The sequence below is a fragment of the Bradyrhizobium ganzhouense genome, assembly GCF_049949285.1.
Classification (GTDB): domain Bacteria; phylum Pseudomonadota; class Alphaproteobacteria; order Rhizobiales; family Xanthobacteraceae; genus Bradyrhizobium; species Bradyrhizobium ganzhouense.
The window spans coordinates 5499913-5517583 of the sequence record NZ_CP181318.1 but is presented as its reverse complement, the minus strand read 5'-3'; the positions used below and the strand labels follow the sequence as shown (position 1 = coordinate 5517583).

Annotated in this window: 16 protein-coding genes; 10 read left to right on the top strand and 6 right to left on the bottom strand. The window is 64.0% G+C overall.

What is annotated here, in order from left to right; all coding sequences use genetic code 11:
- The first annotated feature begins 481 nt into the window (after positions 1-481).
- The 3 genes from clpS to ACLFLU_RS25360 all read left to right on the top strand — a co-directional run bounded on the left by clpS (position 482) and on the right by ACLFLU_RS25360 (position 4153).
- Positions 482-814: an ATP-dependent Clp protease adapter ClpS gene (gene clpS, locus ACLFLU_RS25370; protein ID WP_426414073.1), complete on the top strand. Its 333-nt coding sequence runs from the start codon at positions 482-484 to the stop codon at positions 812-814.
- A gap of 293 nt (positions 815-1107) precedes the next feature.
- Complete coding sequence (gene clpA / locus ACLFLU_RS25365; RefSeq protein ID WP_426407547.1) at positions 1108-3519, top strand: ATP-dependent Clp protease ATP-binding subunit ClpA; 2412 nt, start codon at positions 1108-1110, stop codon at positions 3517-3519.
- A gap of 88 nt (positions 3520-3607) precedes the next feature.
- Positions 3608-4153, top strand: a complete 546-nt coding sequence (locus ACLFLU_RS25360; RefSeq protein ID WP_426407546.1) for a cupin domain-containing protein — start codon at positions 3608-3610, stop codon at positions 4151-4153.
- Positions 4154-4171: 18 nt separating this feature from the next.
- On the opposite strand, the gene ACLFLU_RS25355 is transcribed toward ACLFLU_RS25360, so the two are convergent.
- The 3 genes from ACLFLU_RS25355 to ACLFLU_RS25345 all read right to left on the bottom strand — a co-directional run bounded on the left by ACLFLU_RS25355 (position 4172) and on the right by ACLFLU_RS25345 (position 7826).
- Complete coding sequence (locus ACLFLU_RS25355; protein ID WP_426407545.1) at positions 4172-5593, bottom strand: MFS transporter; 1422 nt, start codon at positions 5591-5593, stop codon at positions 4172-4174.
- A 179-nt stretch (positions 5594-5772) separates the two neighbouring features.
- Positions 5773-6798 carry an aldo/keto reductase gene (locus tag ACLFLU_RS25350; protein WP_426407544.1) on the bottom strand — a complete coding sequence of 342 codons (1026 nt, stop codon included), beginning with the start codon at positions 6796-6798 and terminating at the stop codon, positions 5773-5775.
- A 122-nt stretch (positions 6799-6920) separates the two neighbouring features.
- Positions 6921-7826, bottom strand: coding sequence for a LysR substrate-binding domain-containing protein (locus tag ACLFLU_RS25345; RefSeq protein WP_426407543.1), 906 nt, complete (start codon positions 7824-7826; stop codon positions 6921-6923).
- A 219-nt stretch (positions 7827-8045) separates the two neighbouring features.
- On the opposite strand from ACLFLU_RS25345, the gene ACLFLU_RS25340 reads away from it, so the two are divergent.
- Positions 8046-9368 (top strand): aspartate aminotransferase family protein, encoded by a 1323-nt coding sequence (locus ACLFLU_RS25340; protein ID WP_426407542.1) that lies wholly within the window; start codon positions 8046-8048, stop codon positions 9366-9368.
- Between the two features lie 19 nt (positions 9369-9387).
- Positions 9388-10290 carry an amino acid ABC transporter substrate-binding protein gene (locus tag ACLFLU_RS25335; RefSeq protein ID WP_426407541.1) on the top strand — a complete coding sequence of 301 codons (903 nt, stop codon included), beginning with the start codon at positions 9388-9390 and terminating at the stop codon, positions 10288-10290.
- Here ACLFLU_RS25335 and ACLFLU_RS25330 read toward each other — a convergent pair.
- Positions 10287-10577: a hypothetical protein gene (locus tag ACLFLU_RS25330; protein WP_426407540.1), complete on the bottom strand. Its 291-nt coding sequence runs from the start codon at positions 10575-10577 to the stop codon at positions 10287-10289. The two genes, ACLFLU_RS25335 and ACLFLU_RS25330, sit on opposite strands and share 4 nt — an antisense overlap.
- Positions 10578-10627: 50 nt before the next feature.
- Complete coding sequence (locus ACLFLU_RS25325; RefSeq protein WP_426407539.1) at positions 10628-11584, bottom strand: helix-turn-helix domain-containing protein; 957 nt, start codon at positions 11582-11584, stop codon at positions 10628-10630.
- Positions 11585-11782: 198 nt separating this feature from the next.
- Here ACLFLU_RS25325 and ACLFLU_RS25320 point away from each other — a divergent pair, with 198 nt between their 5' ends.
- A complete protein-coding gene (locus tag ACLFLU_RS25320; RefSeq protein WP_426407538.1) occupies positions 11783-12799 on the top strand; it encodes a carbon-nitrogen hydrolase family protein in 1017 nt (338 codons plus the stop codon).
- Positions 12800-12826: 27 nt separating this feature from the next.
- Positions 12827-13867, top strand: a complete 1041-nt coding sequence (locus tag ACLFLU_RS25315; protein WP_426407537.1) for a phenylacetaldoxime dehydratase family protein — start codon at positions 12827-12829, stop codon at positions 13865-13867.
- On the opposite strand, the gene ACLFLU_RS25310 is transcribed toward ACLFLU_RS25315, so the two are convergent.
- On the bottom strand, positions 13864-14502 hold the full coding sequence (locus tag ACLFLU_RS25310) for an HAD family hydrolase (protein WP_426407536.1): 639 nt from the start codon (positions 14500-14502) through the stop codon (positions 13864-13866). The genes ACLFLU_RS25315 and ACLFLU_RS25310 overlap by 4 nt on opposite strands.
- A 324-nt stretch (positions 14503-14826) precedes the next feature.
- Here ACLFLU_RS25310 and ACLFLU_RS25305 point away from each other — a divergent pair, with 324 nt between their 5' ends.
- From ACLFLU_RS25305 to ACLFLU_RS25295, 3 genes are read left to right on the top strand one after another with little or no spacing between them, the layout of a single operon-like run.
- Entirely contained in the window at positions 14827-15021 is a 195-nt protein-coding gene (locus ACLFLU_RS25305; RefSeq protein ID WP_426407535.1) for a hypothetical protein, read from the top strand.
- A gap of 60 nt (positions 15022-15081) precedes the next feature.
- Positions 15082-15330, top strand: a complete 249-nt coding sequence (locus ACLFLU_RS25300) for a type VI secretion system-associated protein TagO (protein WP_426407534.1) — start codon at positions 15082-15084, stop codon at positions 15328-15330.
- 45 nt (positions 15331-15375) lie between these two features.
- On the top strand, positions 15376-17661 hold the full coding sequence (locus tag ACLFLU_RS25295; RefSeq protein ID WP_426407533.1) for a glycosyltransferase family 4 protein: 2286 nt from the start codon (positions 15376-15378) through the stop codon (positions 17659-17661).
- Positions 17662-17671: the final 10 nt, after the last annotated feature.

Below are 17671 nucleotides of genomic sequence, written 5' to 3'. Positions count from 1 at the left end.
GGTCCCCGAAATTCTCTGGTTTGCCTGATTTCGGGGGGCGCGGTTGAATATCAGGTAAATTCGACCGTACAAATCCAGGGCCAGTCGCGCGCAAAAGGTCGCGCCCCCGCCGCCGAAGGGGGGTCTGGTTAATGTCGGTGAAACCGAGGACGGATTATTTTGGCAAATCGGTCGGGATTGGTTAACCTTGGTGCGGATCGCCCGGACCGGGAATCGGGACCGTCGCGGCCGCATCGGCTGGGCCGTTGCATGCTTGCGGCGGGCCGGGGGCGGGCCCATATTCCCTGCAATCGATCCGGTTTCGACCGGGCTGGTTGGAAGCGGCGATCCAACAAGGTGGCGCGCCCGTGCGAGGCTCCCCGGTGCGGGACCGCGCGGCGAACTGCCATACGCTTCCATGGGGAATTTGAACGCCTGAGCCATGCCGCAATTGACTTCCAGACTCGACCTGTCCGCGGCCGCCGCCGCCCACGCTCCCCGGATGAGCAATGACGAGAACCGTTCCGGTGGCCCGGCGGGCCCGAACACGTCCGTCATCACCAAGGTCAAGCCAAAGACCAAGCGGCCCAACCTCTATCGCGTGCTGATCCTCAACGACGACTACACGCCGATGGAATTCGTCGTCCATGTGCTGGAGAAGTTCTTCCAGAAGGATATCGAGGCCGCGACCAAGATCATGCTGCACGTCCACCATCATGGCATCGGCGAGTGCGGCGTGTTCACGTACGAGATTGCCGAGACCAAGGTGACGCAGGTGATGGATTTCGCCCGCAAGCACCAGCACCCGCTGCAATGCGTGATGGAAAAGAAGTAACTGCGCGTTCGAATCCCGAGTTCTTTGGATCGGTTCTGTTCGTGCGGTGTGTGATGTCGGCGGATGCCGCTGCATGATCCGGCGAAAATCAGCGCCGCCGCCAATCCTGCCCAAATGGGTAGTTTTGCCCAAATCGGAACGGGTTTTGCATCGAGAATTCGGTGGGCGCGTAATGCCCATCGAGTCGCGGAACCGGTCTTTCGCCGCAGTCTTGTATAACTATATGTGACAAAGGTTGTTGTTGCCTGACCGGGCGATGGCGATCATGATGGTGGGGGCCATAGAGGACGCGAATGCCGACTTTTTCTCAAAGCCTTGAACAATCCCTGCATCGTGCACTGGCGATCGCCAACGAGCGTCATCACCAATACGCGACGCTCGAGCATCTCCTGCTCTCCTTGATCGATGATTCCGATGCAGCCGCCGTCATGCGTGCCTGTAGCGTCGATCTCGACAAGCTCCGCACGAGCCTCGTCAATTATCTTGAGACCGAGTTCGAAAACCTGGTGACGGATGGCGCCGACGACGCCAAGCCGACCGCCGGTTTCCAGCGCGTGATCCAGCGCGCGGTGATCCACGTGCAATCCTCCGGTCGCGAAGAGGTGACCGGTGCGAACGTGTTGATCGCGATCTTCGCCGAGCGCGAGAGTCATGCTGCGTATTTCCTGCAGGAGCAGGACATGACGCGCTACGACGCCGTCAACTACATCAGCCACGGCATTGCCAAGCGCCCGGGCGTCTCCGAGGCGCGGCCGGTGCGCGGCGTCGACGAGGAGACCGAGACCAAGGGGGCCGAGGACGCCAAGAAGAAGGGCGAGGCGCTCGAGACCTATTGCGTCAACCTCAACAAGAAGGCACGTGACGGCAAGATCGATCCGGTGATCGGACGCAATTCCGAGATCAACCGCGCGATCCAGGTGCTGTGCCGCCGTCAGAAGAACAATCCGCTGTTCGTGGGTGAGGCCGGCGTCGGCAAGACCGCGATCGCGGAGGGCCTTGCCAAGCGCATCGTCGACAGCGAGGTTCCGGAGGTGCTGGCGGCTGCGACCGTGTTCTCGCTCGATATGGGCACGCTGCTCGCGGGCACGCGCTATCGCGGCGACTTCGAGGAACGCCTCAAGCAGGTGCTGAAGGAGCTCGAGGCACATCCCAACGCCATCCTGTTCATCGACGAGATCCACACCGTGATCGGTGCGGGCGCGACGTCGGGTGGCGCAATGGACGCATCGAACCTGCTCAAGCCTGCGCTCGCCTCGGGCACGATCCGCTGCATGGGCTCGACCACCTACAAGGAATACCGTCAGCACTTCGAGAAGGACCGCGCGCTGGTGCGGCGCTTCCAGAAGATCGACATCAACGAGCCGACGGTCGAGGACGCCATCGCCATCCTCAAGGGCCTCAAGCCGTACTTCGAGGACTATCACCGGCTCAAATACACCAATGAGGCGATCGAGGCGGCGGTACAGCTGTCCTCGCGCTACATCCACGACCGCAAGCTGCCCGACAAGGCGATCGACGTGATCGACGAGTCCGGCGCGGCGCAGATGCTGGTCGCCGAGAACAAGCGCAAGAAGACCATCGGCATCAAGGAGATCGAGACCACGATCGCCTCGATGGCGCGGATCCCGCCGAAGAGCGTGTCGAAGGACGACGCCGAGGTGCTCAAGCATCTCGAGCAGACCCTGAAGCGCACCGTGTTCGGTCAGGACAAGGCGATCGAGTCGCTGGCGGCCTCCATCAAGCTCGCCCGCGCGGGCCTGCGCGAGCCGGAGAAGCCGATCGGTTGCTACCTGTTCTCAGGTCCGACCGGCGTCGGCAAGACCGAGGTTGCCAAGCAGCTCGCGGCGTCGCTCGGCGTCGAGCTGCTGCGCTTCGACATGTCCGAATACATGGAGCGGCACACCGTGTCGCGCCTGATCGGCGCGCCTCCCGGCTATGTCGGCTTCGATCAGGGCGGCCTGCTCACTGACGGCGTCGACCAGCACCCGCACTGCGTGGTGCTGCTCGACGAAATCGAGAAGGCGCATCCCGACCTCTACAACGTGCTGCTCCAGATCATGGACCACGGCCGGCTCACCGACCACAACGGCAAGCAGGTCAACTTCCGCAACGTGATCCTGATCATGACCACGAATGCGGGTGCTTCGGATCTGGCCAAGCAGGCGTTCGGCTTCACGCGCTCGAAGCGGGAAGGCGACGACCACGAGGCGATCAACCGGCAGTTCGCGCCGGAATTCCGCAACCGTCTCGATGCCATCGTCTCGTTCGGCCATCTCAGCGTCGAGGTGATCGGCACCGTGGTCGAGAAGTTCGTGCTTCAGCTCGAAGCGCAGCTCGGTGACCGCGATGTCACCATCGAGCTGTCGGAGCCCGCCAAGGCCTGGCTGGTCCAGCACGGCTATGACGAGCAGATGGGCGCGCGGCCGATGGCCCGCGTGATCCAGGAGCACATCAAGAAGCCGCTGGCTGACGAGGTGCTGTTCGGCAAGCTCAAGGGCGGCGGTCACGTCCGCGTCGTCCTGGTCAAGGACGAGGCCGACGAGACCAAGGAAAAGATCGGCTTCGAGTTCGTCGAGGGCCCGGTCACGCCGAAGCAGGAAAAGTTGCCCGGCACCCGCAAGCGCCCCCCGGGCAAGCCCAACAAGCCGGGCGGTCCCGGCGGCTCCAAGGGGCCGACCTCGAAGGGCCCGCTGGTCAAGGCTTGATCGCTTGATCGGCGCATCATGAATCGAAAAGGCCGGCTGCGAAGCCGGCCTTTTTTTAGGCAGCCAGCCACAGGCGACGAGATCCGAGATGACCAACGCGCCTTCTGCAAATTCTCCGTCAACTTCCGCGATCCCCCCTGATGATCCCGGCCGCGCCCTGACGGTCGCCGATCCCGACGGCTCCGAAGTGCCGCATGTCTCTGTGGCCGGCGGCACTTACACGATCCTGGTGTCAGGTGCGCAGACCGCTGGACGCTACTGCCTGGTCGACATGCTGGTGCCCGCCGGCGGCGGGCCGCCGCCGCACCGCCACGACTTCGAGGAAATGTTCACGCTGCTCGAAGGCGAACTTGAATTCACCTTTCGTGGAAAGTCCCACACCGTACGTGCGGGGGCGACCGTCAACGTTCCGGCCAACGCCCCGCATGCGTTCAAGAACGTGTCCGGCAAGACGGCCCGCATGCTGTGTATGTGTACGCCCGCGGGACAGGACGAATTCTTCCTGGCGGTTGGCTTTCCCGTCGAAAGCCGCACATCGCCACCGCCGAAGCCGACCCCGGAAGGGATGGCCGAGAAGGGCAAGTTGATCGCGGCACTGCTGCCGAAATATCGCACCGAGATGGTGAAGATGTGAGGCGCGCCGGACGCAGCCCTATTCGCCCCGCAGGCGCTGGTCGTCCTGGACGCGGACGTGTTCGGCGCCCCGCGCACCCGCCGGCGACAGCCGCAGCATGCTCAGCATCGCGCCGCAGAGCGCAAATCCAACGCCGGTGAGAAGCGCGATCCGGGTTCCCTCGACTGGATAGCGACCCAGAAACAGCGCCACCAGCGCCGCGCCCGTGGTCTGGCCGAGCAGCCGCGCCGTGCCCAGCATGCCGCTGGCGCCGCCGGAGCGCTCGCGCGGAGCGGCCGCGATCATGGTGCGGTTGTTGGGGGTCTGGAACAGGCCGAAGCCGGCGCCCGCGAGCGCCATCCGCCAGATGATGTCGAGCGGTGTCGGGCTTGCGGGCAGGAAGGCGAGCGCGGCGAGGCCACAGGCGAACAGCGTCAGCCCGATGCCGCCGAGCAGGCCGGCCGGATAGTGCTCGACCAGGCGGCCGGCGAGGGGGGCTGCAAATGCCACCGCAATCGGCCATGGCGTGATCAAGAGGCCCATATGCACGGCCGAATAGCCGAAGCGGCTCTGGAGGTAGAAGGGGATCGCGACGAAGGCCAGCATCTGCCCGCAGAACGAGGCGATCGAGGTCGCAATCGAAAGTCCAAAGACCGGGATGCGCAACAGGTCGACCGGCAGCAGTGGCGATGCCATGTGCGTTTCGCGGTAGATCAACAGTGCGCCTGCGACGATCGCGATGGCGAACTGGACGAGACAGGTGATCGTCGCCTCGCCGTGGCCGACGCTGTCGATCGCGGCGATGCCGACGCCGAAGGTGATCGCCGAGAGGCCCGCGCTCTGCCAGTCGAAGGAATGGCTCGCGGGCGTGGTGTGCGGCAGGCTGCGCAGGCCGAGCACCAGCGTCACCACGCCGAGCGGGACGTTGATGGCGAACAGCCAGGGCCAGCTGCCGGCTGCGAGGATGCCGGCGGCGAGCGTCGGCCCGGCCGCGGCGGAGAAGGCGACGACGAGCGCGTTGAGCCCGATGCCGCGGCCGAGCAGGTTGCGCGGATAGGTGAAGCGAACCAGCGCCGAGTTGACGCTCATGATGCCGGCCGCGCCAAATCCCTGGATGATGCGCGCGATCGTCAGCAGCGGCAGCGTATGCGCCAGCGCGCAGAAAGCGGATGCGAGCGTGAACAGCACAAGCCCGACCAGATAGACGCGCCGATAGCCGACGATCTCGCCGAGCGACGCCAGCGGCAGCAATGAGATCGTGATCGCGAGCTGGTAGCCGTTGACGATCCAGATCGAGAAGGCGGGGCTCGCGTTGAGGTCGGCTGCGATCGTCGGCAGCGCGACATTGGCGATGGCGCTGTCGACGACGGCCATGGTGATGCCGAGCGCAATGGTCAGGATCGCCTGATTGCGCTGGGGCTGCGGCAGGCCGTCGGCATGCTCGATCGGGATGGACGACATGGTGGAGGCGCGCTTGATTCGAGCCGTGATGATCCCCGGATTAGGAAATTGCTCTGATCATCGCAACCCGGCAGGACACGGACGGTTCCTGTGCCGGAAGCAGGTCTCCCGGCGCCACAGGCATGCATCAGTCAGAATCTCATAGGCTCGCCAGCGCGACGTCGCCTTGCCGAAGATGTCTACACCGGCGGCGGATTGCGGTCGGAGAACGTGCCGCGCTGATGCCAGTACGGATAGGGCAGCGTCACCTTGCTCGCGGCATCGAGCTTCGCGATCTGGTCCCTGGTCAAGGACCACCCGACCGCGCCGAGGTTTTCGCGCAGCTGCGCCTCGTTGCGGGCGCCGATGATCAGCGTCGAAACGGTCGGGCGCTGCAGCAGCCAGTTCAGTGCGATCTGGGAGACGCTCTTGCCGGTCTCCTTTGCGACCTCGTCGATGGCCTCGACGACGCGATAGACGTGTTCGTCCGGCACGGGCGGCCCGAAATCGGCGGTCTGGGGCAGGCGGCTCACTTCAGGCTTCGGCTGGCCGCGGCGGATCTTTCCGGTGAGGCGGCCCCATCCGAGCGGTGACCAGACCACGGCGCCAAGCCCCTGGTCGAGGCCGAGCGGCATCAGCTCCCACTCATAGTCGCGCCCGACCAGCGAATAGTAGGTCTGGTTGGCGACATAGCGCGGGAAGCCGTGCTTGTCGGCAACGCCAAGCGACTTCATCAGGTGCCAGCCCGAGAAATTCGAGACACCGACATAGCGGATCTTGCCGGCGCGCACGAGGACGTCGAGGGTGCTCAGCACTTCTTCCGGCGGGGTCATGGCATCGAACCCATGAAGCTGGAACAGGTCGATATAGTCGGTGCCGAGCCGGCTCAGCGAGCCGTCGATGGCCGAAAGCAGATGCTGCCGCGACGAGCCGATGTCGTTGGGGCCGTCGCCGAAGCGGAAGGTGGCCTTGGTCGAGACCAGCACCTTGTCGCGGCGGCCCTTAATGGCTTCACCGAGCACCCGCTCGGATTCGCCGAGCGAATAGACGTCGGCGGTGTCGAACATCGACACGCCGGCCTCGAGACAAATGTCCAGAAGGCGCCGCGCTTCCGTGGCGTCGGTCGTCCCCCAAGCCGCGAGACGGCCGACGCCGCCGAACGTGCCGGTGCCAAGGCTCAAGGCGGGCACCATGAGGCCGGACCGGCCCAAGCGTCGGTATTCCATCGAACTGCTCCTCGCGGCCGCTGATTGATCCGCGCGGCCTTGGTGCCGGATGCTAATGCAAGCAGGCGCGTTGTCCTACGACGCGCTCACATGGCGGCTCTGCTTTGCAGGGTCCGCAGGCGTCACGCCACGCTTGTCGCCTGCAGATTCGCAGCCGGGATCTTCGCGCGCAGCCAGGCTTCGAATGCGCCGACGTGGCTGCGGCCTTTGGCTTCAGCGGACCGCACGAGATAATAGGAGACCGTCTCGACCTCGAATTTGGGCTGGCAGAAGGGCGCGACCAGCGTGCCCTTTTCGAGTTCGTCGGAAGCGAGGATCTCGCTCTCCAGGACGACGCCGAGACCTTCGACGGCGGCGTCGATGGCCATCGTGGATCGGTCGAACCACAATTCGTGGCGCGCCTTGATGGTCGAGCCCAAGACCTGTCGCAGATAGTCGGTCCAGGTCAGGGCATTCGAGGAATGGATCAGCGTGGCGCGGGCGAGATCGCCGGGCTCGCGCAGCCCGAGCTGCTCAATCAGCCGCGGGCTGCAGAGCGGGCGCAGACGCTCCGCCAGCAACGGTTCGATCTGCCGGCCGTTGCCAACGGGAGGACGGCCATAGGCGATGGCGAGATCGAACCGAATGGTTTCGAGGTCGCGCAAGTCAGTGATGGTCGACAGCCTGATCCCGATCTCCGGGTGCTGGCCGATGAAATGTCCGATCCGTGGCTGAAGCCATTTGGCAGCGAAGCTCGGACCGCTCGCGATGAAGAGGTGTTCGCGCTGCGACTGCGGCGCCACCAGCCGAGTCGCGCCCATGATCGTTCCGAACGCGCGCTCGATCTCGCTGGCATAGGTGCGGCCCGCATTGGTGAGGACTGCACGGCCGGCGTGCCGGGAAAAGACGGGAACGCCGAGGAAGTCCTCGAGCTTCTGGATGTGATGGCTGATCGCGGAGGGCGTGACCCCGAGCTCCTCGGCGGCCCGGCTGAAGCTACCGTGGCGCGAGGCCGCTTCGAACGCCGACAGCGCCTTGAGTGGAGGCATTCGCGGCCGCTGCGTTGAGTCCGCTTCATCGGCTGCTGAGTTTTTTGAACTGGCGCCCATCATGTCCGCTCGGTACGAATGTCCACGTTGCTCGGGCAAGTCTCGTACCGCAGGCGCCCTGAAGCAACAGCTTCGTACCCCAAAACCGACCCGACAACGGCGAGCACACCGCCGCACCGCACGTCCGTGCGAGGGATGCCGCTTGCCCGAGGAGAATCCATGACTTCTGCGCTGAAACAGGCCGCCGACGAGTTCCTGGTCCGATACGGCGGAGACGTCTTTCCGAACCTCTTCACCTCGGCGAAGGGGACGATCGTGACCGACAGTGACGGGCGCGACTATCTCGATTTCACCTCCGGCCAGATGTGCGCCACCATCGGCCACAACCATCCGGCCATCGTTGCGGCGGTGGAAAGAGCAGGGAAGAAGGCCTTCCACCTCTTCAGCGGGATGATCCCCGAAGTCGTCGCTGAACTCGCCCAGGTGTTGGCCACGGATTGGCTTCCCGGAGATATCAAGCGCTCGATCTTCATCAACACCGGTTCGGAAGCGACCGAAGTCGCGCTCCGGATGGCCAAGATGTACACCGGCGGCTACGAGGTGCTCGTCCTCGGCGGCTCGTGGCACGGCATCACCGGCGGGGCCGCCTCGGTCTCTATGGCCAGCGACCGCAAGGGATATGGCGTCCCGCCGCCAGGCGTGTTCGTCATCCCCGAGCCGAACGCCTATCGGCCCTACATCACAAAGGGCAGCGAGGACGAGTCCGCGCTCGCAAATCTCGAACTCGCGCTGAAAATGTTCGACATGCAGTCGAGCGGGCGGGGTGCGGCGATCATCGCGGAGCCCGTGATCAGCGCCGGCGGCGTATTGGTACCGCCGAAGGCGTTCATGGAGGCGTTGCGCAAGGCAGCTGACGATCGCGGCATGCTGCTGATCTTTGACGAGGCCCAGACTGCCTTTGGGCGCATCGGCAAAAGGACAGGATCGGAATATTTCGGTGTCGTTCCCGACATCATGACCATGTCGAAGACGCTCGGCGGCGGTCTCCCACTTGCAGCGGTGTCTACAACCGAGGCGATCGAGAGCAAGCTCCACGACGATCACTTCACTTATTACACAAGCCACGTCTCCGATCCCTTGCTTGCAGAGGTCGGGCTCGCGGTGCTGCGCGTGATCACTGAAGAAAAACTTGTCGCACGCGCAAACGAGATGGGCGCCTACCTGCGCGGCCGGTTCGAAGGCCTTCAGCAAAAGTACGAGCAGATCGGCGACATCAGGGGCATGGGCCTCCTGCTCGGTGTCGAACTGGTCAGTGATCGCAACAGCCGGCGCCCAGCTCACCAGCTTGGCGGCCTGACGACGAGGAAGTGTTTTGAGTACGGGCTGAGCATGAACATCCGGCGCCGCCCCGAGCGCGGGTCGGTGTGGCGAATCGCGCCGCCTCTGACCGTCTCGACCGAGGAAATCGACCACGCTGTTGAAATCCTGGATCGGGCCTTGAGGGAAAGTCTCGACGAGCTGTCGCGAAACCCCGCTGCCTAGCAACTTGTCGGAGGCTGACATGATCCGCAAATCTTTGCCGACACTCGCCATCGCCGCCGTATCGTTTGCACTGCTCGATATTCCGGCCGCGCGGGCAGCCAGCCAGACACTCGACAAGATCAGGGAGGTCGGCAAGATCACCTTCGGTTACCGCGAGGCGTCGATTCCGTTCGCTTATCTCGCGGCCGATCAGAAGCCGACCGGACTTTCGCTCGACCTCTGTTCCACTGTGGCCGACAAGATCAAAGCTGCATTGCAGCGGCCCGAACTCGGGATCGAATACGTTCCAGTGAATGCGTCCAATCGTATTCCCTTGCTGCAGAACAGCACGATCGACGTCGAGTGCGGCAGCACGACCAATACGGCCGATCGGCAGAAGCAGGTCGCGTTCTCCGTTGCGACTTATGTGGCGTCGCCGCGCTGGCTGGTGTCCGCCTCGTCGCAGGTGATGGAGCCGAAAGGACTCGACGGGCAGACGGTCGTCATCACGCAGGGTTCGCTGAATTTCGGGGTCGCCAGGAAGATCATCGATGACCAGAAGCTGAATGTCACGATCGTCCAGGCCAAGGACCACGCCGAGTCGCTCCTCATGCTCGGAACGGGCCGCGCGGTGGCGTGGTTTGAGGACGATATCCTGGTTGCCGGCCTTGTCGCGAACGCATCCGATCCCAAAGCTTTCCGGATGTTGGCAGCCACCTATGCGCCATCCTACTACGGGCTGATGACCCGGAGGGACGACCCGGAGTTCAAGGCCCTCGTCGACGCCGCAATCAAGGAGAAAATGGCGTCCGGCGGGTTCGGGCGGCTCTACGTAAAATGGTTCGAGTCGCCGATTCCACCGAAGGGCCAGAACCTCAAGCTTCCCATGAGCGAAGCGATGAAGGCTCGCGTCGCTTCTCCGAGCGATGCGCTGGCGCCTTAGTCGTGCAGACGCAGGTCGTCGAGCGCGGCATCGACGATGCGCGTGCCTGCCGGGTTAGCTGGCGACCGCGCTTCGATCGTAGCCGCGGACGAGGGGAGACACGTCGGTTCGCTGTCCTGTGCCTGCCGCGGCAGGAGCGTCAAGCCCCAGCCCACTAGGACCAGCACCGCAAGCCGGATCGCGATCACGCCCAGCAAGAGCTCCGATCCGTTTATCGTCGTGTGAGTCCTCATGCGCGCCAGCGTGATGCAGACTGCACGACCTGACAATCTGGAATTGGCGAGCATTGCCTTCGCCTGAGACGAAGGCTCGCGATGATGGCTGGCTGGAGCGGATCTTAGTGTCGCAGCTGACTCTGCCGGAAGTCGCGTGGCGACATCCCGAAATGCTCGCGGAAGACGCGGCCGAAATGCGAGAGATCGTTGAAGCCCCAGGCAAACGCAATCTCGCTGATGTGGCGCTGGGCGAGTACCGGCGAGGCGAGGTCACGTTTGCACTGGGCGAGGCGCTCGGCAAGCACATGGCGCTGGAACGAGGTGTCCTCGTCGGCGAGGAGATCGTTGACGTAGCGCGAGGAGATGCCGAGCGCGGCGGCGGTCTCGGCCAGCGAGAGGTCGGGATCGGCGAGGCGTGTGCGGATATGCGCCTTGAGCCTGTAGAGCAGGGCAGAACGATGGGTTGAGGATGGCAGCGACGTCCCGCCGAGCCGTTCGCTCAGCGCCATGGCGAGCAGGTCGACGGCTTGCTCGGACAGGGCGGCGGCGCTGTTGGGGGCGAGCCGGTCCGCGCTCTGGCAGAGGCGGAAGATGAAATCATAGGCGAGCCGCTCGAGCGGCGCATCGGCCCCGAATGTGATCGCGGTGAGTGTCTCGGTGGCGCCGAGCCGGCGCTGCAACATCTCGCGGGGCACCTTGAAGATGGTCTGGGAGAAGGTGTCCTTGAACTTCAGCTCGTAGGGACGCGTGGTGTCGTAGAGCGCGAACTCGCCGGGATGGATCACGGTCTCCCGGCCATCCTGCACCACGCCGCCATCGCCGCGATGGCCGAGCGCAACGAGAACATAATCCTGATCCGAGCGCGCGATGCGCGAGGGCGTGCGGAAAACGTGCTGACGGTCCGAGCAGACCTCGGAGCAAACGGCCTTGCCAAGCGCGACTTGCGTGACCGAGCCGTGGAAGGCACTGCCGAGGTCCGACTTGCAGTCGAGCCCGACGAAGACGTCGCAGACGATGTCCTGCCAGAGGGCGAGCCGGCGGTAGCCGGGGCTGCCGTCTGTCGTGAACTGGATTGGCATTTCGCAGGCCTCCCTTTCACATCCAGCAAAACCGCATGGTGGCGCAGATCCAGCCTGACCGCAGGCAAGTTCCGTACCGGGGCGGCGATCCCTTCCAGTCGAGTTTTTGTTCCGCCGTGGTCGAGCGCGCGGCCGCCCGGCTTGGCCCAATAGACTGCATCGGACGTGGTCTCCGATCAACCGGCAATGGAGGCGGCAATGGGCATCGAACATCCGAAATACAAGGTCGCGGTGGTGCAGGCGGCACCCGCCTGGCTCGACCTCGACGCCTCGATCGACAAGTCGATCGCGCTGATCAGGGACGCCGCGGAGAAGGGCGCCAAGCTGATCGCGTTTCCGGAAGCCTTCATCCCCGGCTACCCCTGGCATATCTGGATGGACTCGCCGGCCTGGGCGATCGGCCGCGGTTTTGTGCAGCGCTATTTCGACAATTCGCTGTCCTACGACAGCCCGCAGGCCGAGCGGCTGCGCGATGCGGTGCGGAAAGCGCGGCTCACGGCTGTATTCGGCCTGTCCGAGCGCGACGGCGGCAGCCTTTATCTGGCGCAATGGCTGATCGGGCCGGATGGCGAGACGATTGCAAAACGCCGCAAATTGCGGCCGACCCATGCCGAGCGCACCGTCTATGGCGAGGGCGACGGCAGCGATCTTGCGGTCCATGCGCGCGCCGACATCGGCCGTATCGGCGCGCTGTGCTGCTGGGAGCATCTCCAGCCGCTATCGAAATACGCCATGTACGCCCAGAACGAGCAGGTGCACGTTGCGGCCTGGCCGAGCTTTTCGCTGTACGACCCCTTTGCGCCGGCGCTCGGCGCGGAGGTGAACAACGCCGCTTCGCGCGTCTATGCGGTGGAGGGCTCCTGCTTCGTGCTGGCGCCCTGCGCGACGGTCTCGCAGGCGATGATCGACGAGCTCTGCGACCGGCCGGACAAGAACGCGCTGCTGCATGTGGGCGGCGGTTTTGCCGCGATCTACGGGCCCGACGGCAGCCAGATCGGCGACAAGCTGGCGCCGGACCAGGAGGGGCTGCTGATCGCCGAGATCGACCTCGGCGCCATCGGCGTCGCCAAGAATGCCGCCGATCCCGCCGGACATTATTCGCGGCCCGACGTCACGCGGCTGCTGCTCAACAAGAAGCCGTACAAGCGCGTCGAGCAGTTCGCGCTGCCGGTGGATACCATTGAGCCCACGGACATCAACGCGGCAGCAAGCTGATCGCAGGGATCAAAGGGAGGCACGATCATGGAATCCGCAATTCCTCTGCATCTCGAAACCCAGCGCACGCGCCACAAGCGCGTGCCGGACGATTACCAGCCGCCATATCCGTCGTTCGTGGCGCGCTACAAGCCCGCCGTGAGCCGCGTCGTGATGGCGTATTTCGGTGTGCAATATCGTGGGGCGACGCCGGTGGCTGCGACGGAAGCGCTCGCGGAAATCGCCGGGCTGTTCGCCGGCGAGGGTGGTCCCTCGCACTGGGACCGCGCGCACTATGTCGACCAGGCCGGCCACACAAACGTTGTCTCGGTCGCCTATTGGGACGACATCGCGCGCTTCGACGCCTGGTTTGCGCTGGCACGCGAGGCGTGGACCGGAAAGCACCGCGACGGAATCGGCACCTTCATCGAGGTGCTGCGTCCCACGGTGGCGCGGCACGAGACGCTGTTCTCCTCGCTCGGCAGGCCCGAAGGTGTTGCTGTGATCGCCAACGGCATGAGCGGCGAGGTTCAGGAGCACGCCTATTGGGGCGGCATGCGCGACCGCATTCCGCTGTCGCAGACCGATCCGATGTCGCCGGGCGGCAATCCGGAATTGATCCGTGATGGTGCGCGGGTGCGCGTGAAGGCGAACGACAATCTCTGCCTGATCCGCTCCGGGCAGGACTGGAGCGATACCGAAGCGTCGGAGCGCAAGCTCTATCTCGAGGACGTCGAGCCGGTGCTCCGCGAGGGCATGGATTTCTTGCGCGACGACGGGCTTGCGATCGGCTGCTATGCCAACCGCTACATGCAAGTGCTCTCGGCTGACGGCGACGCGAGTGAAAAATCCTACGGTCAGAGCTGGTGGAAAAGTCTCGCCGCACTGGAGCGCTGGGCGGAATCGCATCCGACCCATGTCAAAATCTTCGGCGCGGCGATGAAATATCTCTCGACGCTCGGGCCGTCAGCCAAGCTGCGGCTCTATCACGAGGTTACGGTGGCGGCCGTTGACGAGCAGTTCTTCGAATATCTGAATTGCCATCCGAAGACGGGAATGCTTGCGGCGGTCGAGACGGTTACAGCTTAGGCGACGCAGTGGCCGGGCAGCTCCGGATGCGCGGCGCAGATGTGATGCGCGCCGGCGTCCCGCAGCTCGGCCTCGCTGCCATAGCCATAGAGCACGCCGATCGCGGTCATTCCGTTGGTCCGGGCGCCGACCACGTCATGGCTGCGGTCGCCGATCATGATGGCGCTGTTCGCATCGACCCCGGTCTCGTCGAGCGCGTAGCGGAGCAGGTCGCGCTTGTCGACACGGGTGCCGTCGAGCTCGGAGCCGAACACGCGCTCGAAATACGGCTTCAGGCCGAAATGATCGACGATGCGGGTGGCGTAGACGGCGGGCTTGCTGGTCGCAACGAACATGCGCTGGTCGGTCGCGGCAATCGTCGTCAGCGTGTCGATGATGCCAGCATAGGCCTCGTTCTCGAACAGGCCGATATCGCTGAAGCGCTCACGATAGAGCAACAGCGCCTGGTCGGCCAACGCGTCGGTCCCGGTGAGCTTCTTCAGGCTCGCATGCAGCGGCGGCCCGATGCACCAGGTCAGCTCGTCCTCACTCGGCACCGCGAGGCTCAGCCGCTCCAGGGCGTACTGGATGGAGCGGGTGATCCCGGGTTTCGGGTTGGTCAGCGTTCCGTCGAGATCGAAGAAGATTGTCGCCATTCTTGCCGCGTCCGTGTTGATACCAGCGTCGCTGTTTGACCTAAACGAGGCCGCTGGCCAAGGCAATGCGCAACCGTCATCACGCCGAAATCGGGATGGCTGACGTTGTGTACCGTTTAAGGGCTCGCTATTGGCCGGGGGCAAGCGTAGAGTCGGGCCATCACCGCCCTTCCCATGGCATCCATCGGTGACTGAGGGTCACTTGCGCTCCCGCCGAACGAGGAGGAGCGCGCATGCCTCGATTTCGCCTGGCCGACTGGATCGTGCCGCCGGTGATCGTCCCGCTCTTTCTGCTGCTTTTGGTAGCTGCTGCGGCGCTTCTGCATGGATAGAACGCCGCTGCAGTATCTGGTGAGCGGCCGCGATCAAAGCGGGTACATCAGCTTGGCCCGCGCCACCACGGATGCCGCTTTGAAGAAGGCGAGGGAGCTGCTGCAGGAAGGCTATATCGACGTGCGGATATGCACGCCGCAAGGCCGGGTCCTGCTGTCTGACGAGTTCGACCAGTTCGAGGCATGAAGATCCGCCGGCGGTTCGTCCAATGACCGCGCCCAGATCCCCGTAAAGAAAGATACCTACATGAAGATGCTTTTTGTCGCATTGGCGCTTGGCGCACTCGTGCAAAGTGCTGTCGCGAAAGAGCCGGACTGCCGCGCGATCGACAGCACAAGCGGACGCCTTGCGTGTTACGACGCTGCGTTTCCGCCGAAAGTGAAGAAGCCCGCTGTTGCGGAGGACGACGCGTCCCGCGGTGCTTATCAGGACCCGTTCACCGCGGAAGAGGCCAGAACCGCGGCGAAACTAAAGAACATCTGCCGAGGCTGTTGAAGCCGTGAACGCTCCGACATCAAGCGAAATCATTGAGGTGCCGACATGACACCGCTCCGCCGTATCGCCGTCATCGGCAACTCGCTGCCACGCCGGTGCGGAATTGCGACCTATACGACCGATCTGAAGAACGCGATATCGACTTCGCGCCAGGATCTGGAGACTTGCATCGTTGCAATGACCGATCGCGGTCAAGCTTATGATTATCCTCCGGCGGTCGCGTTCCAGATCAAGGACGGCAATATCGAAGACTACGTGCGGGCAGCGGATTTCCTGAATGCCGGCCGGTTCGACACTGTGTGTCTGCAACACGAGTTTGGAATTTTCGGTGGTGAAGCCGGGGCACATATCCTCGTGTTGTTGTCCCGCCTTGCCATGCCGGTGGTGACGACGTTCCATACCGTTCTGGCCAATCCGACACCTGCGCAACGGATGGTCATGGAACGCATTGTCGAGGCGTCGTCGAAGGTCGTGGTGATGGCGAATAAGGGCCGCGAACTGTTGCGCGAGGTCTACCTGGTACCTGACGACAAGATCGAGGTCATCGCCCACGGCATTCCCGATGTCGCCTTCGTCGAGCCCGATGCAGCGAAAACCAAGCTTGGATTCGAGCAAAAATCGGTCATCCTGACATTCGGCCTGTTGTCACCGAACAAGGGTATCGAAGTCATGATCGACGCCATGCCGTCGATTCTGAAGCGCTGCGAAAATGCGGTGTATGTCGTGCTCGGCGCAACGCACCCCAATTTGGTCCGGAACCAGGGCGAAGCCTATCGCGAGAGCCTGATGGCGCGGGTGCGCGAACTCGGAATTGACGACCACGTGGTGTTCTTCGATCGGTTCGCCGATCTGGCGACGCTGCTCGAATTCATCTCGATGTGCGACGTCTATGTCACGCCCTACCTCAACGAGGCCCAGATGACGTCGGGAACCCTGGCCTACAGCTTCGGACTGGGGAAGCCGGTCGTCTCGACGCCTTACTGGCACGCACGCGAGCTGCTTGCCGACGGGTGCGGTGTCCTGGTGCCTTTTGGCGACGCCGCGGCGATCGGCAACGAGATCGCAAACTTGCTGACCGACGACGCCCGCCGGCAGGCGATGTCCCGGCGCGCCTATGCGGCAAGCCGGATGATGACATGGGAGCGGGTGGCCGAGCGCTACGTGTCCGTGTTCGACAATGCGCGGCAGGGTCATCGGTTGAAGGTCTTCGCGCGCTCCGACATGAACGCGTCGGAGCCACGTAGCCCCGCGCCGCCCGATATGCAGATCGGCCATTTCCTGTCGATGTGCGATGATGTCGGCCTGTTCCAGCACGCGGTCCATTCGGTGCCGGATCGCGCGCACGGCTATTGCGTCGACGACAATGCCCGAGCGCTGCTGCTGGCCTGCGCCCTCAATAGTCCAGGCGAACAGCCGCTGTCGGAGGTCCTGACGAGCCGGTTTGCGGCATTCGTGCAGCACGCCTGGAACCCTGACACCAGGCAATTTCGCAACTTCATGGGCTTTAATCGAACCTGGCTTGAAGACAGAGGGTCCGAAGACAGTCACGGGCGCACGCTATGGGCCTTGGGCGAGGCTGCACGCAGAGACGCGAGCCCGGCCCGGCGCCTGTGGGCCGCTGCCTTGTTCGCCCAGGCATTGTCGATCGCGGAGAGCTTTCGCTCGCCACGAGCGTGGGCGTTCATGCTGCTGGGTTTGGACGCCTATTGCGCTGTAGCTCCCGACGATCTCCACGCCCGGGAAGTCCGGCATTCCCTTGCCGACAGGTTAATGTCCTGCCTGACGTCGGTCGAGACGCCGGATTGGGTGTGGTTTGAAGAAGGGCTGGCCTACGACAACGCGCGATTGCCGCAGGCCCTGATACTCACGGGTGTGGCGACGCAAATGCCTCAATATCTCGATGGCGGATTGAGGTCTCTGCGCTGGCTCATGACGCAACAGACGACCGCGGCAGGTCATTTCCGACCGGTCGGCACCGCCGGCTTCGGCGAACGGCGGCAACATCCTCGTCCGTTTGATCAGCAGCCCGTGGAGGCAACGGCAACGATCGCTGCCTGCCTCACCGCGTGGCGTGCCGACGGCAATGCCGAATGGAAAGCCATGGCAACGCGGGCCTTCGCCTGGTTCCTCGGCAGCAACGATCTCTCAGTGGCGCTGGTCGATCCGCTCACTGGCAGTTGCCGGGATGGCTTACACCCCGATCGCGCTAACGAAAACCGCGGGGGCGAGTCGGTTGTTTGCTATCTCCTTGGACTTGCGGAGATGCGTCAGCTTGCGCGCGCCAACCCGAGCCTGACAAGGTCCACAGCCTTGCGCGCCGTGAGCGCCTGAACTTCATCTT

Excerpts from the sequence above, each read along its gene's own strand:
- clpS (WP_426414073.1), top strand. The coding sequence starts at position 482 with ATGAGCAATGACGAGAACCGTTCCGGTGGCCCGGCGGGCCCGAACACG.
- clpA (WP_426407547.1), top strand. The coding sequence starts at position 1,108 with ATGCCGACTTTTTCTCAAAGCCTTGAACAATCCCTGCATCGTGCACTG.
- ACLFLU_RS25360 (WP_426407546.1), top strand. The coding sequence starts at position 3,608 with ATGACCAACGCGCCTTCTGCAAATTCTCCGTCAACTTCCGCGATCCCC.
- ACLFLU_RS25355 (WP_426407545.1), bottom strand. The coding sequence starts at position 5,593 with ATGTCGTCCATCCCGATCGAGCATGCCGACGGCCTGCCGCAGCCCCAG.
- ACLFLU_RS25350 (WP_426407544.1), bottom strand. The coding sequence starts at position 6,798 with ATGGAATACCGACGCTTGGGCCGGTCCGGCCTCATGGTGCCCGCCTTG.
- ACLFLU_RS25345 (WP_426407543.1), bottom strand. The coding sequence starts at position 7,826 with ATGCCTCCACTCAAGGCGCTGTCGGCGTTCGAAGCGGCCTCGCGCCAC.
- ACLFLU_RS25340 (WP_426407542.1), top strand. The coding sequence starts at position 8,046 with ATGACTTCTGCGCTGAAACAGGCCGCCGACGAGTTCCTGGTCCGATAC.
- ACLFLU_RS25335 (WP_426407541.1), top strand. The coding sequence starts at position 9,388 with ATGATCCGCAAATCTTTGCCGACACTCGCCATCGCCGCCGTATCGTTT.
- ACLFLU_RS25330 (WP_426407540.1), bottom strand. The coding sequence starts at position 10,577 with ATGCTCGCCAATTCCAGATTGTCAGGTCGTGCAGTCTGCATCACGCTG.
- ACLFLU_RS25325 (WP_426407539.1), bottom strand. The coding sequence starts at position 11,584 with ATGCCAATCCAGTTCACGACAGACGGCAGCCCCGGCTACCGCCGGCTC.
- ACLFLU_RS25320 (WP_426407538.1), top strand. The coding sequence starts at position 11,783 with ATGGGCATCGAACATCCGAAATACAAGGTCGCGGTGGTGCAGGCGGCA.
- ACLFLU_RS25315 (WP_426407537.1), top strand. The coding sequence starts at position 12,827 with ATGGAATCCGCAATTCCTCTGCATCTCGAAACCCAGCGCACGCGCCAC.
- ACLFLU_RS25310 (WP_426407536.1), bottom strand. The coding sequence starts at position 14,502 with ATGGCGACAATCTTCTTCGATCTCGACGGAACGCTGACCAACCCGAAA.
- ACLFLU_RS25305 (WP_426407535.1), top strand. The coding sequence starts at position 14,827 with ATGGATAGAACGCCGCTGCAGTATCTGGTGAGCGGCCGCGATCAAAGC.
- ACLFLU_RS25300 (WP_426407534.1), top strand. The coding sequence starts at position 15,082 with ATGAAGATGCTTTTTGTCGCATTGGCGCTTGGCGCACTCGTGCAAAGT.
- ACLFLU_RS25295 (WP_426407533.1), top strand. The coding sequence starts at position 15,376 with ATGACACCGCTCCGCCGTATCGCCGTCATCGGCAACTCGCTGCCACGC.